Raw genomic sequence first — 18,186 nt, 5'->3', positions numbered from 1 at the left:
TGTTATGACCTCCTAATGTATTTGGTTGATGTATACATGTGATACATCATTTAGATAATATATATTTGATTTTTATTTCATTTCTCTCACTTTTGTCACTAAGAACTAAGTGGTAAAAGTGGTAATTTGGTCGATGAAATAATTGTTTCGACCGTCTATTTCGAATTGGAATTTGGGCATAAAAAAAGACCCCCAATCTTTTTTCAAAGATTGAGGGATAAGACTTTCGTCAATTTTATACCTTACAAGTTTTACTTGTTTATCTGTCGTAATTTCAATTGAATCAATTAACATTTTCATAAGTTGATTTTTAGCTTCGGGTGTAGCCTTTCTTAAGTACACGCTGAATCGTGTTATCATCAAAATGAGTCGTCCTTTTAATTTATCAAAATTGGGTATTTCATCCTGTGATTGATTTGCTTGTTGCGCTTCTTTAATTTGTTGATCTAATACTTCTAACTGTTGATTCATTTGACTTTGTTTATCTTTTAACATTTCGCTATCCATTTGATCATCTAAGAACAATTCTAACAATCGTTCTTGTTGTGTTTTAAGCTTAGCTTTTTGTTTTTCTAAACTATCAATGTCATATTTTATTTCTGTTTGTTTACTATGCTTTTGTTTCAGTTCTTCTATCACATTTGACGCAATCTGCTTAATAACATCAGGTTGTGAAAGAATACGATTCAAATGAACATTGATTACGCGTTCGACGACTTCAGCATTAATCGCATTACTATGACAGGCAGAACTTCCTGAGCGATTGAATAATGAACAAATGTAATAGCGTTTGATTGTCCGTTCTTTCGACTTTTTCGTTTTATAATAAGTCCGTCGGCATACCATATTATTGCCGCACTCTGGACATTTAATGAGCCCACGAAGATAGAAATCTCCACCAATAGGTCTGCCCGGTTTAAAACTTTTAGAAGCTAATTTTTCATGCACTTGGTCAAATACTTCTTCACTTATAATGGCTTCATGTTTACCTTTGACCAATATCACATCATTTTTATCACTTTTGCCACTTCTTCGCTGTACAGCCCAGTTTTGATGGTTATTGAATCTGACATAGCCTTTATAGACTGGATTATTCAAAATGTATTTAACACCATACACTGAAAATGGCTTTTGATTAATAGTACGATACCCCTTTTGATTAAGTACAGTTGTAATGGCTTTGAGGCCTTTATTATGATTCAAATATAAATCGAAAATTTCACGTACAATATTAGCTTCATTTTCATCGATAACCAAATCATTTTTCTGAGTAAGTGGATTAAGTGATAACTTATAGCCTAGCACTCTGCCTGTAATAGCCTCTCCACTACGTGCTTTGGCATTCATCGACATTTTGACGTTACTGATCAGTGTTGAACGCTCAATTGACCCTATTAACCCAAACATTGTAACGAGTACTTCTCCAGAAGCATTGGATGTATCAATATTCTCAGAAATCGATTTATAACCTACGCCATGTTCTTTGAATTCATGAATGATATTAAAAACGTCTCTCATTGATCGTGAGATACGATTCAATTTCCAACTTAACACCATTTCGATTTTATTATCCTTAACATCTTGTAATAGACGTTTCATTGCTGGTCGACCTTCAATATTTTTACCTGATATACCAGAATCGATATAAGTTTCATAGTCATAACCTGGATAGTTGTTCACAACCTCTTTGATGAGTACTTGTTCTTGTTCATGGATTGAGTACCCATGCTCCGACTGCTCTGACGTACTAACGCGTGAATAAAGTGCAATTTTACCCTTCATATCATACCGCTCCTTTTATTAGATTATTGCTACAGACCATCGGTCTTGTAACATCATATGGATAATATATATTTATAATTTCGTTTCATTTTTATCACTTTTACCACTTAATCATATGAGTACTACAGGCAACTGCCTGTAGTACGTAATTAGATTACTTACCTTTATTGATACGTTCTTCTATGATAGGCACAAGCACTTCTACAAATGCTTCAATTTGTTCATTATTCATCGTCAAAGTCCTCCCAATCAAAGTCCAAATTCTCTTCATCTAATGTCTCATCGTCTGTTATATTTTCATTTTTATCTAATGAAATAATATTATCTTTTTTCGAAATATCATGAATCTCTTTTTTATCGGCTTCTTTCCAACCTAAATCAATCCAATAATCGTAGCCATTGTATAGTTTGGTTTGAGTATCAAAGTTTGCTTGAATTAACTGTTTAATAACCTGAGAACTCACCTTTATTTCTTCATTAATAACTTTATTTAACTCGGATACTTTGATTCGTGATCCTGGTTTGATTTCTATAAGTTTTCTGAGTAAATTAATACACGCTTTCTGATGTGCAATACTTGCTGATTTACTAGAAACAAATTCATATCCAAAATTTAACCAATCATGAGAAATTTCAGTAACACGACTATTTTCAAGATATTCGATATCTGCTTCTACAATTTTTTGATACACATACATCAAGTAAAGAAAGATTTCTTTCTTCTCACTCATGAGTTTATCAATTAATGAAGTATCCGCTTTTTCAACATAATATTCACATGGAATAACATTAATTCGACGCTCCAAAGCTTTCGCATGTTCAGCAGGAAAATTAAGTACCGCATTTGTACCAAAAACAAGTTTCAAATCCAAAGTGACCTCCACTTGAGTTTTTCCTTTACGATCAACATGCATTGATTCTACAGATAATAACTTTTTGAAGTCATTTACAGTCTTTTCTTGAATCCTAGATTTTCCAATTTCATGACTTGCCATTAGACTTTTGTCAATTAAACTTTCTTTGTCAAAGCGACCTTCAAGCTCATTAAGTGCCTTAGACACAATATCTTTACTATAGAAAAATGATTTAACTAGTTCAATATATACAGATTTACCATTCTTAGCTCCACCGTATAATATGAGACCTCGACGGTATTTAGTATCAGCTGTAAGTAACACTGCTGTATGTTGAAAAAGAAAGTATTGTAAATCATCGTCATAATTCGCAAGTTCTAACATATATTGATTGAAATGTTTGGGTATCTGGTCAGTAATCTCATCATTTTTATCTAACGCTAAATTTAATCGCGTTTTTGGAAAAATGTCGATTGAATTTTTAACGACTTTGAATGTATTAAGATCGAACATATTTTCACCACAACCAATATAGTGCTCGTTCTCGACAAGTTCTTCTACATCTGTTGATTTTTGCAGACCTTCAACCACATTATTCAGTGCACTTTGCGTAGGCGTATAACCGATTAACAGTACTTGTATCATTTTTGATACAAATCCTTTTAACTCGTCTTCACTTAGCTTTTGCCAACCGTTAATTTTGAATATATACAGTTCCGAATTGAAGCGTTTGATATGAAAAACTTTTATCATCATGTCTATTAATATTGTGTCACTTGGTTTCTTCTTAATACCGAAATAGCTATAGATGTTAGGTCGATAATCCGTATCTTTTGGGATATTAAGTCGTAACTGATCGATAAGTTCGTTATACACTGTTTCACCTTGTACCGTTTCTTCTATTTCATCATCATTGCCAATACTCATGGTTAGGATAGCAATCAGACCTTGACGGTCGACTGCCTCCTTAGCCACACTTATTATTGTTGTTAACATTTCGAATATATGTTTCATTATAATATGCCTCCAGTTTCATTTAATGGTGCTACATCGTGTACATAATAATTACCGTTATATTGACCAATAAAGATTAAATGCTTTCGGTCAATGTAAGGTTCATATGTTTTGTGACCCACGCTATAGTTGCTATGACGTTTAAGCCAATCATGAATTGACAACTGATTAGCGTTCGGTTTTGTTGGAATATTACGATTCGCATATACAATCTGATTGTTCACTTCAATTTCATACGTGAATTGGTGCTTTATTTCACCTGAGAAATCTGTTTGGATCACAGAATGTAACGTAGCTACATATATATTATTTTCTTTGATTGGTGTACTACTTGGGATGTGTAGGCTTTGTCCTCTATCATTATTCATGGTCTACGCCTCCTATTTCTTCCACTGTCACATGTGCAAATTCACCATTGAACAACTGGTTAGCCGTATCTTTCATTAACTGACCCACATTTTGTGCAATTTCTTCGTCTTCACATTCAATCATAATCGCATCGTGTATCGGCACTATAATCTTGAACGTTTTTTGTTCGCATTGTGCTCTGTACACTTCCAATAGAATGTGTTTGAAAATATAACTCGCTACAGTTTGTACATAAAATGCCATAATACTGCTACCTTGAAATGCGCTCATATCATGTTCAATGCCGTAGGGCATAGGCATGGTTTTATGCTCTTCGATTTGTTTCTTAAGTTCAATGACTTTTGTAAATTGGCTGACCGCATCCAACCATTGCACTTCACTTACATAATGTTTCAACTTGAATTTGGGGCTATCGAAGTTGCCGCCAAATAGAAACGAACCAATAAATGCACGTTTAACGAACTTTTTCTCCTTTTTGGACAGTGATAAATCTTCTAATAATGCGTCATATAAACCTTCTTTATGATTCAAATAGTCAATCAGTTTAGAATCTTGCGTCATGTATCCAACAACTGAAGGGTCAAATGACTTGAAATCGATTGTATACACCTTCTTAAATTTTGAAGGTAAAATCGTATGTTGGACTGCTTTAGGTAAGCCTTGAAGATTAAAATTTTTAGTTGTAATTCGATGTGTTCGTGTACCAATCAACGATAATTGCGTATATAATCGATTCGAACCATTTAATGCCTGTTCTAACCTATCAAATAGGTTTTCGATCTTATCAGAATGTTCATCAGTCTTGGCTCTTTCAAGCATTGTTGCTTTGATATCGGGTAATTTATCGATATTAAGCGTAATAGGTTCTGATTCAATCTCTTCCTTTAATGATTCCAATCTTTGATGTACTTCCACGTATTGGTCTAACTTAGCTTTTTCATCAGCTAAAAGTGCATTATATTGTTGATCAAGCTGCTGACTGAATTGTTGCTGCAATTGTTGAACATAAGTTTGGTTAGATGATTTGTCCATTAACCATTGTTGTGCTTTATTGCTTAGAGCCTGCGACATTATTTTATGTCTTGTCTCCATTTGAATCTTCTCCTTTATGGTTGAAAGTGGCGCGCTCACATCAACTGAAATTTTTATTTGTCTTGGCCTCGACAATGTTTAATTTAGCAAATCTAGTTAAAAAAATATCTGAGTATCTGAAAAAAAAGCAAAAATAAAAAACCCAACAACCACTGTTATAACAACGGTTGTTGGGTTGGAAAAATAATTTTACTGCTTCCATTTCTCTTAATTCACATATAAATGAATCTATTTTGTTTTCGATAAAAATTTGGGTTGTCTAATCGCCCTTCTAAAATTTTCCACTAGAGGGTCTACTATAAAATTACCAAAGTGAAAATCAGATCCTTCTACCTTTGACAATACATTCAAAGTTTGTGTTACGAAATAACTGCCTTGCTCCATTATTTCATTTCTTACGACCATTTGGGCATTTGAATAATTCAACTGCACTGCATCAGTGCTTATATATCTGTCAATTTTAATAATTGCATTATGTACATCTTCGATAGCATACCTTATAAAATCATCATTAATCTTATTTATATATGTTGGGTTTATGCTGTATTTCATCAATTCACTTTCTAGGTTCTCTAAATCAAATTTGGCTTGTAAAAAGTAGTTTAAATAGTTCGGCTGTTTATTAGCATCTTCTAAATTCGCCTCGATCGTTTTGATTTTCTTAATAATGTTGCTTTGATTTTCAATATTTAAAGTATCATTTTTGTAATATAAAACATTGTATTTTGGGATATCTCGATTCAGTTTGACATTACTCCAAAACTGATACTTTTTATAAAAAGATAATATATCCCATTTACGGTTGGTTTTTATCAATTCATGATCAATAAGCTTGGATATATTCTTAATGGATTCTTTATGGATATTTTTTCTGAATTTACTTTTCTTATCTAGACTTTCTTTAAATTTACCATCAGCTCTTTGTGAACGTTTCAACATATCTGCAATCAACCAATCAAGTTTAATATGTTCTGTTTCATCATAGTCCCATTCATCTTTAATTAGGCTAGCAACAGGCAATTGACTCTCCTCGTATAAAAGATGATTCAATTCATAATCATTTTTTGGATTCCTATCTTCTCTTATCGCTTTTATATACGTTTCCAATTCATTTTTTTCCTCAATTTGGTTCATTCTTTGTTCTTTTGCCATAAATTGAAAAATCGTTTCATCTATAGATTTTAATACCTCATTTTGTAGTTCAATTCTTTTATGTAATGATAATGTTGACATATATTGGTATAGCTCTTGTTCTTTTTTATTAATGGATTCACCTACACTTAGCCATACTTTAGTATTTTGATACACATCTTTCATATGTATATGTGAAACTAATCTCTTGTATTGAATTTCATTAATTGATTTCATTAATTGATGAATATACTTCATGTAACTAGAAGTATCAATATTATCAATCATTTCTTTTTTAATTTTTCCATTTTGTTTAAACCCTTTGGATGTGATATCTACTGGGTAATAATCAACACTTTTTAATAGTACTTTTATTAACTCTTTTGCGACACCATTAAATGTATATTGATTGTTCCTATCTTGACCTTTATAGTCATGAAATTTTTTCATATCAATTTTAAATAATTTTATAATCATATTCATATTTTTATTAAATTTATATGAAGTGAATCCTAATTCTGTACGTATATCTTCTTTTGAGTATAGTGTTTTTACAATATCATCTGATGACATAAATATTGGCTCCTTTTTTAAATTTAATAAATTATAGGTGTACGGCATTAGTTTTTCATTCTTCAAATCATTTGCAAACCTTTAACTTTTGGTTGTAGCTCCCTATAGTTATTATTTAAACCAATAATCCAAAATTCAACTACATTTGTCCTTTTAAAACCATACTTTGATTATAGCATCATGAATTATATATTTCTTTTCATTTGTAGGTTCCTAGGTGTGAAACTTATTTTTAGGAAAAGCATTTTCTATAGTTTTTATTTCCAACTCATACCATAAGATACTTGGTTAATATTCAAACATATTTCACTATTTCCGTTATCAATTCTATCAAAATAATATTTCCCGTTAACCCTAACCAAATACGTAACTCACAACTAATTATTAATTTTTATTTTGTTGAATTGAAAATAAATATGATGCTCCGCAATTTTTTATGTATAATAATTAATAGAATTTATTATTTCCAAAGGAGGATTTTTGTGAAATTAAAATATATGGTTGGTAGTGCACTCTTAGCAACAATGTTTTTATCAGCATGTGATATTAATATTAATACTGGATCAAACGATGGTTCCAAAGAATCAAAAGAAAGTGCTCAATCTAACGATAATAAGAAAAAGAATGACAACCAGACGTCAAATAATGACTCATCTTCTTCATCCAATAATGATAATAATAATAATGAAAGTACGAGTTCGAATGCACATTATGCTAAAGTTTGGGTTTCAGTCATAGAAGACAACGGAGGCTCTGTAGACCCTTCAAATACCGAAATCAATCACGAAGATGTTTCTGGTAAGGCTCTAAATCCATATAATAAAAGTGCTTCAGCCAAATTTCCAAACGGTACTCAAAGATTATCAGCCACACCAACAGCGGCTGGACAAGTAGTGTATCAAGATAATAACGATGGTACAGTAACTGTTTACGATGTTCCAAGTCATTTTCAAGATAAAGGTTGGATTGAAGATGAATATACGGAACGTGAATCTAATCGTATTCTCACTCATCCTAAAACAGTTAAACTTCAAGACCTTTCACAAAGCCAAATAAGTGATTGGGAAAATGTTATTTCAGAAACAAGTGGGTATGGAGAGATGGGGACGAACGATAGTGACAGTGATGATAACACCGATGATAATGATAGTGACGATAGCAGTGAGGAAGTTACAAGAGATAATGTTATAGATAAAGTGGAAGACTATGAAGGGCATACTTTAGATACTTCAAAATATAGTTATAAAGAACCTGAACAAAGTGATAACGGAGAATGGGGATTCTCTTTCACTGATAAAAATGGAGATCTTGCAGGATCCTATATTATAGACGAAGACGGTAATGTAACAAAATATGATGAAAATGGTGATCCTGAATAAAATATTAAACACCAATAAGTAAGGCATATAATTTTTAAATTTCAACATGTAAAGGGGTATTTATTTGAATAATATAATTAAAGGTATTATTTGTTTTATTACAGTTATTGTCTTAAGTGTAGTAGTTAGCGGTGAATCACATGCGGTTGGAAATTATTATTATAATGGTTTGCAGTCGCCAAATGATAGTAATGCTTTAAAAAAGCAAAGCAAATTAATAATAAAGACGTTACTATTCAAAGATATAATTATGCAAATAAAACAAAGTATAAAGCGGTCGGCCGTATTCGAAATAATGATGGATGGAAAGGCTACGGTAAAGACAGTATGGGGACCGGATTTGTGATTGATGACTATACTGTATTGACAAATGCTCATGTAATTGATCGAAGTAATGGACATAGTGCTTCACCAAAAGATATCGTTTTTCATATGAATCGTGATGGTAGAAAAATCCCTTACACTTTCCATGCATCAAAAATAATAAAAGTCCCTTCTTCAGATATTGCCATTATACACACGAAAGAAAAAATGTCTAAATATACGCAACCATTAAACTTGGCCTCAGAGTCACAAATTAAAAATTTGAAGTTTAAAGACAATTTATACTCTTTAGGTTATCCATGGCAATTCAATGGCACACGTGATGATAATACATTAGCTTATAGAAATAAATTGAAATTTTTACAATTTTCTTCCAATAAAACTGAAATTCAAACAAAAGATAAATTCCGTTCAGGTGCCTCTGGTTCACCAATGGTAAATGGAAATTATCAAGTATATGGATTAAGAACCTATGGTTACAATCTTAGAGGTGGTTCAACAGATTCATATGCGAAACAAGAAGTCGCAGGAGGAGAAGCATTAGTGGGTTACGCTAGAAATTATGTATTATCTCACTCAAAATAACTAAATCATTATATCTAGCATGTAACAAAACCAGATGAAATCTCAATAGAAGATTTCATCTGGTTTTCCTTATATATAAGACATTGGTTAATCTTCGTAATAAATAATTTTGCATAAAAAATATTATTTTCGTTTAAGAAATTAATGTACATTGTTCGCAACTTATTTTTTTAGTTTGAATTTTTCTACGGTTTCTGTAATTTGAATATTACATCATTCTTCTTAGGATAAGTTTGACTTAATTTCTGGAATAAATTTTCTTTCAATCTGTTTATCTTTTGTCACAGATGCGATTATCTTTTATTTACTTTCATATGTAAATTACAATTAAGTTTTATAATTTATAGGAAATTTACAAGCGGCACATAACTACTTTGTGCATAAATCAAACTTTTTCAGTTATTACTATCCCAGTATGTGTCGTTTCAATTTTCGATGATTTAGGTATTTGTGTCATTTTAACTACCCAGTAAAAATCTCCAACACAAGACATTCCATGCATCGTAGCCATTGTTACAAAAAATACTTTTGGTAAAATCCCTGTGTAAAGAGTGATAATAAATATTGTAGTAATAATCATAAATGGCGCTATTGCACTTATAGCAAAAGTTAATGGCGTAAAGGTGCCTCCTGGTATTGCACAATATATCATTCCTTCAGCAACTCCAAAATGCACCTTGTTTTCTGGAGAAAATAATTTGAAAAATAAACCGTGAATCAATTCATGCAAAATAAACATCCCTATTAGTACACCCACACCAACAATTATATTTTTTAACGTAGAATCAAAAACATCAATTGTGTTACTCATCTTTACCATAATGAAAAACAAGCTACCAAATATTATAAATAAAGCGATTTGATATTTAGATAATGATTTCATTAAGTCATCATTTCCGATTATATCAATTTTTTTCATAATAATTCCTCCCTATTTACATAAAAGATTACCTTTAACATATTATATATTTGTCAAAATAGCTATAATCAAATATATTTTTCCAAAAGTGTAGGTATCTCAAGAAAACTGTTTACTTAATAGAGCGAAATGATTTTACTCCTTCCATCCTTACAACTACAAAAATTGCTCGCATATTTAATGAACCTGTATAAATATATTTGTATTTGAAGAAAGCACCTCAAAAAACAAACAAACATCATCTTTTATACATATTAAGACAAGCCAGTGTATCAAACTATAGGAGATATTAAACAATTTGAAGTACATTAAAAGCATATAATTTCCTAATACCTATGACTTATATTTCGATGTATAACCCCAAATTTTTCACTACTTTCCTAGTGATTTGATTAATTTTTTCATCAATATTTTCTTTTTTATTTTTGCTCCGATTTAAATTATCAAGGTGGTATGTTGTAATTTTATATATTCCCGCAAGGTTTAATGGATATTTAAGTACATGGTATCCCATTCTCTTTTTTAATTTATGAAAAATTTCTGGGCCTCCCTGCGTGTACAAAATGATTGCTTTTTTATCTTTCCATAAACCCTTTTTAAAATATTGCTTTCTTTTAAAACTAAATGCATTTTCTGGCCAAAATGCTTGATCAATAAAACTTTTCATTATTGGTGGAACATTGAACCAATATAGTGGATAAATAAAAATTAATGTCTCTGATTCATTTAAAGTATTGATTATATACGTTTGCTGTTTTGTTGGTTCTGAATAGTAACCATTCTCCAATATTAATGAAAGATCCATTTGTTGCAAATTAAATATATGTAAATCATTTTTATCTAACTTCTTTAAAATTGTCTTATATAACTCAAAGCATACTCCTGACTGGTTACCTCCGTATATAATACTAATCATTATGTTCTCTCCTTTGATTGAGTTCTTTTAGAATTGTTTCTTTATTTAGTTCATATTGGTTATCTTTAGATAATTCATGAATTTTTTTAAGCTTATTCAGTATCAATATTTGATTATTCAACTCATCTTCTTTTTCTTGTATCACTTTATTTATATACTCCACAGAATTAATATTACAAGTCTGCGTTGTCGGCTTATGAAATAATTCAATGATGTACTTCATATCTTCTAACCCTATATCTAACGCTTTTAAGTCCATAATCATTTTCAAATCTATCATAGCCGTGTCATCGAAATACCTATATTGGTTCGTGTCTCTCGGTATTCTGAGTAAGCCAATTTTTTCATAATATCTGATTTTCGATTTAGCGATATTTAGTTTTTTGGAAACTTCATCAATTCTCATGTAACACAACCTCCTTATTTTCAAATCTACCATTAAACATTACTTTAAGGTCAATTGTTCTTTACTATCATCTATGTATTATTGGTCATTTATTATTGTAAAATAGTTTTAAAGATATAAAAAATGAAGGACACATCTACACGATATTGTGTCCTTCACTTAATTACATTAACTTATCGAATCCATTAGTTTATAAAAATATTTTGCTTTATGTGACTTATTCAACTCATACCATGCTTCCAATGTATCTGGTTCAAATACGTCTATCTTTTTCAATACTTCCATAGCAAATTCTAGCGGCGCAATACCTGACGCAGTAATTAAATTTTCATCAGACACAGCCGACTTCATTTCAAAATATTTTTCTCCTCTATAATTTGGACACGTCATTTTAGTATATTCTAAGTTATTACTCGTGTGTTTCCTAGTATCTATGTACCCACTATTAGCTAAAGCATCCACTGCACCACAAATTGCAGCAATAATTGTTCCTTCATCTAATGCAGTACCAACTCTTTCTAATATCGGTTTATGTACTTGGTCATTCCAATTCATTCCTCCAGGTAAAATTAGAAGATCATTGTGTTCTACCTTACATTTACCGAAAGTCATATCTGGCGCTATATGTAATCCACCCATTGTTTTTACTGATTCCTTAGTAGCACCTACAGTTATTACGTTTAATGGTTCTAACCCATTTTTAAAATATCTTCCTGAGTTCAATTCAGCAATTAAATAACCGTACTCCCAATCTGACATTGTATTAAATACATAAAGATATACTTTTGATATTTTCATAAAATCATTCTCCATTCACTATTCATATAACAAAATGTAACATAGCTTCCCTGACAACTAACGTCAAGGAAGCTATTATTTTTGATAGAATTCAATTAAATCGGACAAGTTCTTAATCATTTCTTCTTTTAAACTCAAAGGCTCTACAACTCGAACCCCTTTACCATATGACAACAATAATTGCGGTACGTATTTATTCATAATTGTTTCTTCAAGCTGAAAAACTGCTTGATTGAATGTTCTTTCTTTTAAGTAATGTCCTAGAAACCAATGGTGACAAATTTCATCTAATGTACTTACATCTCCATTAATTACTAAAGTTGTTGTTGCATCTTCATTTTCCTTAATTGGCAACAAATTCCCCATAAAAAAGTTTTCTGCTGAAAAGTCTTCGGGCTGTTCAAACGTTTCATCAGTTAATATGAGACTTTCTATTCTATCCACTCTAAATGTTCGAACATCATCTCTAAGATGGCAATATGCGACTAAATACCATTTGTTTTTCCAGTAAATAATTCTGTACGGATCCACCTGCCTGTCATTTGATGTGTCATCGCTTCTTTTCCAATATGAAATAATGACAGAATTTCTATTAACTACGCAATATTCTAATGCTTCTAAATGGCTATATGAAGGATATATGTTATTTTGCTTAATTACTTCAAGACTAGACATATGTTTCTCTATTTCACTTTCTTGATCCAATTTCGAATGGTTTCTTAACTTTCTAATAGCACTATTTAACGAATTTCCACCATAATAACCCGCTTCTTCTGCAAAATTTGCAGCATGACAAATTGCTGTTTGTTCCTCAGAATTAAAAAAAAGTGGCGCTTCAATAAAATCATTTAACAATGTATATCCACCATTATGTCCAGTATCTGAAATGATGGGCACGCCACTTTTTGAAAGTGTATCCATATAGCGATACACAGTTCTTATATTCATTTCTAGCTTGTCTGAAATTTGCTTGGCAGTAACTTTCTTATCTGAACTAAGCATCCATAGAATCGCAAGTATATTGTCTAATTTAGCCATAATGTTAACCTCTTTCATGTGGGTCTTATATCACTTTTCTCTCAACTTTACTTCTTCATTTGTATTTACTTTACTAAATTATCACTTTATTCCAATACTTCTTTATAGACACTCATTTTATGTTTAAATGAGTCAATTCCACCCTCTAAATGATTTACGATAGCTTTTTTAATTTTCTTTTCACTTGGATATCCTTGTTGTTCAATCCAAGCTCTTTCCCCATCACTTTTCATAATACAAACTAATTCTGCCATTGCATTAGTGACTATAGTTGCATTATGCGTTGCAATAATAATTTGCCTTTGGTTTTTTGTTTCAATTAACTTGTTCACTAAATTATGATAAATATATTGACTATCTAAATTATCCTCTGGTTGATCAATTATCAATGGGCGATAATCGTTAGCATATTCACTATACGCTAAGATAAAATTAAACATAACGACAACTTTTTGACCTAAGCTCAAATTTTTTACATTTTTAAACTGTAATTTATTATTATTAGCTACAGTGTTGGCGTTGACATTAAATTCTAAGTTGAATTTTTCATAACTAATTAGATAATTATTAAAGTAGTTCTTCATTTTATCTATATCTATATCTTTAAATAACATAATTAATTTCTTATTGAACTCACTTATGTTTGTTTCATCTATTTCGCATAATTCTAAATTTTCGTTGTTGACTTGACTATTTTGCGACATAGATTGAACTAATCGAACTTCTAAATTAATCTTCTCATCAATACACATTTTTATAAAAGAATTAATACCTACATTATCTATGATTTCATTTAACAAATCTACAACCTCTATTTTTGTAATTTTAAAATCATAAAATGAACGTTTTAGATTTCCTTCAGCAAAAAACCAATCTTTTAAAGGAAGACTTTTTAACTCAGACTGAACATACTCAATTTTTAAGTTCTTTAAATTTTTGTCGTTAAATTCTTTTAAAATTTCATTAACTTTGTTTTTTCGGTTAATTTTGTACTTTTCTATTTTACTCAAAAATTCTTCTAGTTTAGCAGGACTATCTATAACATCTATTAAGCTTTTCTTGTTATAATCACGTCGTATTTTTTTATTTTTACTTATAAATTCCAAAATAAAATCATTTATTCTGTCCGTACTAGCTATATTAACTAAGTCGTTCATGGAATATGATCTATCAAACATTTCTTCTAAGATTTTCGACTTATTTTTTGTCTTACTAATTTCACCCTTACTTGAAACTTCATATACCATCAAATCTTCTTTACTTATATATTCTTGTAATGCCTTTTCATTAAATTCATACCTATAATTGTACTTATTCTCATAATTTTGACCATAGTAATAAAGTATATTCTCTGCTTCTTCTCGGTTAAAAATGGGTAATCTTAATTGAATAATATATTCTTTATTATTTAATTCATATAAAACATACACGTTTGAATTCCGACTTAAAAACTCCAACTTGTCTACACTGTCACACCTCTGGCTCATCACTAAATTCAATAGATCTAATAATGTACTTTTACCAGTTCCTCTCCCTCCTACAAAACAATTTAGAGAAGGTGAAAAATTAACTTGAAAGTTATTTCTTTCACCTTTATCTATAAGGAAGTTCTTTTTATTCACATCATTATTTGAAATTATACACATAGAACGTATGTATTTTTTCCCTTCATTTATAGGCTTGTCTAATGAAACTGATAGCTTATAATCTTTGATAGAATCAATTATTATGTTCGTTGTCCTTTTACTAGCTTTTATCCATATATATTTAAACTTTAAATCTTCAATACAATGAGCGTCATTATCTAACAAAAAATACTTCTTTTCTTTACTATAATTACTTAAAAATGAAGAAATCTTGTCTATTTTATCTTTATTTGATACCCCTATATATTTTAAACTTTCACTACTCAATAGTTTACTTTTATAACCTCCAGACAAAAATTTAGATTCAGTGTATATGTTAGAACTATTTATATGAGCAATATAGTTAAATATTCCTATTTTATTCAATTCATTAATTAAATCTAATGATGTCTTATAAGTACCTTCTTTTTCACTTAATAAAGATCCACTCAATTTTTCATGGAAATATTCATTTAGTTCATCAATACTTGCTATAGCCACTAAATGTATTTTATCTGCACAGGATATCTCAATTCCAGGAATTACTTCAGGATAAATTGCATTAGGAAATTTACTACTCATTTTATTAATTGCTTTTTCTACTTTTTCGATACCAGAAATAGTATTGTGGTCTGTTACAACAACAATTGATACATGATTAATATAGATATAATAAGCTAAAATATAATACGAAAGCATTTCTTTAATGTTTTTATATCCATCTGAAGTACACAAATCCCTCAGAACATCTATTGATGAATAATCACCGTATAAAACACCTTTCTCATGAGCAATTTTTATCATCTTATCTTCACTAAGATTTTTGAAATATTCATTACCCCATTCTTCAAATAATTTATAATCATATGAAGCGGGAGTATGTATATGTAATAGTGTCTTATGGTATTCACCAAAATTTACTTTGTCACGTTCTTTCATCATACTATAGGCTTTTTCTACTTCTATGTCCCTCATTCAATACCCTCCAAATATATATTATTTACAACCTATTTTTTAGTTTTATTTGTGATACGCTTCGCCGCGCATAATCTTAAACGCACGATAAACTTGTTCTATCAATATCACGCGCATCATTTGGTGTGGGAAGGTCATTTTGCTGAATGATAGTGCGTAGTCGCTGCGGTCTAGTACGCCTTTATGCAGACCGTTGGATCCGCCAATAATGAATGTAAAGTCGCTTTGGCCACGTGTCATACGGCTTTCTATTTCTTTTGCCAGATCTTCAGACGTCAACATATTGCCTTTGATTTCTAATGTGATGACTGTGGACTGCTGTTTTACTTTTGCTAATAAACGCTGGCCTTCTTTTTCCTTAACTTGTTCTACTTCTTTATCGCTCATATTTTCTGGTGCTTTTTCATCGGGAACTTCGATGATTTCTACTTTCGAATAGGCACCTAAACGCTTTTCATATTCTGCAATGGCTTGTTTCCAGTATTTCTCTTTTAATTTACCTACTGTGAGTATTGTTATCTTCATTTTTATCCTCCGAGTTTAGTGAAAAGTATAAGTTATTAGACTTATCCACAAGTTATACACTTATTCACACTATTCCCTCTCATTATAACAGTAATGTATACTGCTTTTTAATAATTTTTACGTTTTATCAACAAAAAAGGAAGAAGATACTGTGTATTTGTGGATAAATCTGTGTATAATGTGGGTATTTCTATGTTAATTGTGCACATCTCTGGATAACTTTGGACAAAACAGTGGATAAGTTGACGGTTGTCTTACATACTTATTCACAAACTTAACCTTTTCTTCATAAAATCCTCGTCTAATCCTTACAAAATACCATGTTATCCCCTGGTTATATTTATTCGATTACTGTATATTTCATCTGTGTTAAAACATAGGTTGTATAACCATGTACGATTTATGATGACGGCTAACAAAAAACCTATACCTCCTTATGAGATATAGGTTAAATATGTATCTTAAATGATGTCTATTATGTGAGTTCCTTAAGTAGTCGCTAAACTTTTCCAGTTAAGTCTGTTCATATACCAACCAGTACATTAGCTTATGCATTAATAGTCCCTCTTCATACGCTATTCAACATGTCTATTGATGCGCAATAGATGACTGGTTTCTAAATACGCTTATATAAAGCTTTTAAAGCATTACTTCTTTATTTATAAAGATTAGTAGTGCTTATGCAAATGCTAGAGCAATTGCATTCTTTTAAAAAACTCATCCTTGCGAGGGTGGGACTACGAAAATATTGGATTACATTAGCTTATACTAATGCATTAAGAGTCCTTAAACATCATAGATGTTAGGGACTCTATACCTTATAACGTATATATTGGTGTGGCGTTGGCTTTGTCGGTATCGCACAGAAGTACTTCTTTTTCTGTGTCGATATCATTTTCGTTAAGTAATTGACCGACGCTCATGCGTGCGAGATCTTTCATATTATTGTCTTGTGATAAATGGGACAGGTAAATGCGTTTGGTACTACCCGTGATGACGTCTGTCATGGCACGACCTGCGTCTTCGTTGGAAACATGGCCCATATCGCTGAGGATACGTTGCTTGGTCTTCCAAGGGTAACCGCACATGCGTAGCATATCCACATCGTGATTGCTTTCAAAGACGAATGCATCGCTGCCTTGAATCATGCCTTTCATGCGATCTGAGACGTAACCTGTGTCTGTTAAAATCGTAAATTTCTTATAGTTATTATGGAAGATATAGAATTGTGGATCAATGGCATCGTGTGACACGTTAAACGATTCGATATCGAATCCGGCTAATGATTTTGTTTCGTATGGATTGAAGATAAATTTTTGGTCCATTGGAATTTTGCTGTCTTTCTTTTCGATGGCTGTCCATGTTTTTTCATTGGCGTAAATTGGCAACTTATATTTACGTGCTAACACCCCGAGTCCTTTAATATGATCCGAATGCTCGTGCGTCACCAAGATACCATTCAAATTTTGTATCTGTTTGTCTATTTGTCCAAATAGTTCTTCCATTTTCTTTCCTGTCAAACCTGCGTCGACAAGGATACTGCCTTTATCACTTTCCACATAAGTGGCGTTTCCTGTACTACCACTCGCTAATACACTCATACGTATCAAGCGATTCACCCTTTCTAATCTATAAACATTGTTTAACGTTATTATTGCTGGGCAGACTACGGTTTATGTGCCGTCAACTTGCCCTCTGTCTAATTGATGCTATTTGTAAAGTGCAATCAGCAACGCTATCATAACTTTTCCTTATATCGTTATAAAAGTTACAAGCATACTGCACTTTTCTAAAATATTAACCGTCTTATGATTATCTACTCAATGATAAATCAACATGATTTCGACTTTTTTATAATATCTTTTCGCGTTATTTAACTTT

Annotated in this window: 14 protein-coding genes and 2 pseudogenes; 3 read left to right on the top strand and 13 right to left on the bottom strand. The window is 31.1% G+C overall.

Annotated features, from left to right (window positions below; all coding sequences use genetic code 11):
• Positions 1-105: 105 nt before the first annotated feature.
• The 5 genes from ccrC to KA893_RS08060 form a co-directional block, all read right to left on the bottom strand.
• Complete coding sequence (gene ccrC / locus KA893_RS08080) at positions 106-1,782, bottom strand: cassette chromosome recombinase CcrC (RefSeq protein ID WP_210125689.1); 1,677 nt, start codon at positions 1,780-1,782, stop codon at positions 106-108.
• 224 nt (positions 1,783-2,006) lie between these two features.
• Complete coding sequence (locus tag KA893_RS08075) at positions 2,007-3,650, bottom strand: DUF5906 domain-containing protein (protein ID WP_210125687.1); 1,644 nt, start codon at positions 3,648-3,650, stop codon at positions 2,007-2,009.
• Complete coding sequence (locus KA893_RS08070; RefSeq protein ID WP_194440944.1) at positions 3,650-4,018, bottom strand: hypothetical protein; 369 nt, start codon at positions 4,016-4,018, stop codon at positions 3,650-3,652. The genes KA893_RS08075 and KA893_RS08070 overlap by 1 nt, the downstream gene beginning before the upstream one ends.
• Positions 4,011-5,111, bottom strand: coding sequence for a hypothetical protein (locus KA893_RS08065; RefSeq protein ID WP_210125685.1), 1,101 nt, complete (start codon positions 5,109-5,111; stop codon positions 4,011-4,013). Before KA893_RS08065 ends, KA893_RS08070 begins: the two co-directional genes overlap by 8 nt.
• 228 nt (positions 5,112-5,339) lie before the next feature.
• Entirely contained in the window at positions 5,340-6,815 is a 1,476-nt protein-coding gene (locus KA893_RS08060; protein ID WP_210125683.1) for a DUF6038 family protein, read from the bottom strand.
• A gap of 482 nt (positions 6,816-7,297) precedes the next feature.
• On the opposite strand from KA893_RS08060, the gene KA893_RS08055 reads away from it, so the two are divergent.
• Positions 7,298-8,194, top strand: a complete 897-nt coding sequence (locus tag KA893_RS08055) for a hypothetical protein (RefSeq protein ID WP_230620721.1) — start codon at positions 7,298-7,300, stop codon at positions 8,192-8,194.
• Between the two features lie 85 nt (positions 8,195-8,279).
• Positions 8,280-9,103, top strand: a pseudogene (locus KA893_RS08050) (trypsin-like serine peptidase).
• Between the two features lie 385 nt (positions 9,104-9,488).
• On the opposite strand, the gene KA893_RS08045 reads toward KA893_RS08050, so the two are convergent.
• Positions 9,489-10,022: a DUF3267 domain-containing protein gene (locus KA893_RS08045; protein ID WP_040030479.1), complete on the bottom strand. Its 534-nt coding sequence runs from the start codon at positions 10,020-10,022 to the stop codon at positions 9,489-9,491.
• A gap of 39 nt (positions 10,023-10,061) precedes the next feature.
• Here KA893_RS08045 and KA893_RS14010 point away from each other — a divergent pair.
• Positions 10,062-10,245, top strand: a pseudogene (locus tag KA893_RS14010) (helix-turn-helix transcriptional regulator); the annotation flags it as partial.
• Positions 10,246-10,362: 117 nt separating this feature from the next.
• Here KA893_RS14010 and KA893_RS08040 read toward each other — a convergent pair.
• The 7 genes from KA893_RS08040 to KA893_RS08010 form a co-directional block, all read right to left on the bottom strand.
• Positions 10,363-10,938 (bottom strand): NAD(P)H-dependent oxidoreductase, encoded by a 576-nt coding sequence (locus KA893_RS08040; RefSeq protein WP_210125681.1) that lies wholly within the window; start codon positions 10,936-10,938, stop codon positions 10,363-10,365.
• Complete coding sequence (locus tag KA893_RS08035; RefSeq protein ID WP_040030477.1) at positions 10,931-11,344, bottom strand: MerR family transcriptional regulator; 414 nt, start codon at positions 11,342-11,344, stop codon at positions 10,931-10,933. The genes KA893_RS08040 and KA893_RS08035 overlap by 8 nt, the downstream gene beginning before the upstream one ends.
• 168 nt (positions 11,345-11,512) lie before the next feature.
• Positions 11,513-12,142 (bottom strand): type 1 glutamine amidotransferase family protein, encoded by a 630-nt coding sequence (locus KA893_RS08030; RefSeq protein ID WP_040030476.1) that lies wholly within the window; start codon positions 12,140-12,142, stop codon positions 11,513-11,515.
• A gap of 75 nt (positions 12,143-12,217) precedes the next feature.
• On the bottom strand, positions 12,218-13,180 hold the full coding sequence (locus KA893_RS08025) for a helix-turn-helix transcriptional regulator (RefSeq protein ID WP_210125676.1): 963 nt from the start codon (positions 13,178-13,180) through the stop codon (positions 12,218-12,220).
• An 86-nt stretch (positions 13,181-13,266) separates the two neighbouring features.
• A complete protein-coding gene (locus tag KA893_RS08020; RefSeq protein WP_210125674.1) occupies positions 13,267-15,780 on the bottom strand; it encodes a Spaf_1101 family AAA-like ATPase in 2,514 nt (837 codons plus the stop codon).
• A gap of 45 nt (positions 15,781-15,825) precedes the next feature.
• Positions 15,826-16,305 (bottom strand): 23S rRNA (pseudouridine(1915)-N(3))-methyltransferase RlmH, encoded by a 480-nt coding sequence (gene rlmH, locus KA893_RS08015; protein ID WP_069826013.1) that lies wholly within the window; start codon positions 16,303-16,305, stop codon positions 15,826-15,828.
• A gap of 818 nt (positions 16,306-17,123) precedes the next feature.
• Positions 17,124-17,924 carry an MBL fold metallo-hydrolase gene (locus KA893_RS08010; RefSeq protein ID WP_002481989.1) on the bottom strand — a complete coding sequence of 267 codons (801 nt, stop codon included), beginning with the start codon at positions 17,922-17,924 and terminating at the stop codon, positions 17,124-17,126.
• Positions 17,925-18,186 lie beyond the last annotated feature (262 nt).

Source organism: Staphylococcus sp. GDY8P126P (assembly GCF_017891965.1).
GTDB classification, from domain to species: Bacteria; Bacillota; Bacilli; order Staphylococcales; family Staphylococcaceae; genus Staphylococcus; species Staphylococcus saprophyticus.
Note: the sequence above shows the minus strand (reverse complement) of the source record. Positions and strands in the feature narration are given on the sequence as shown.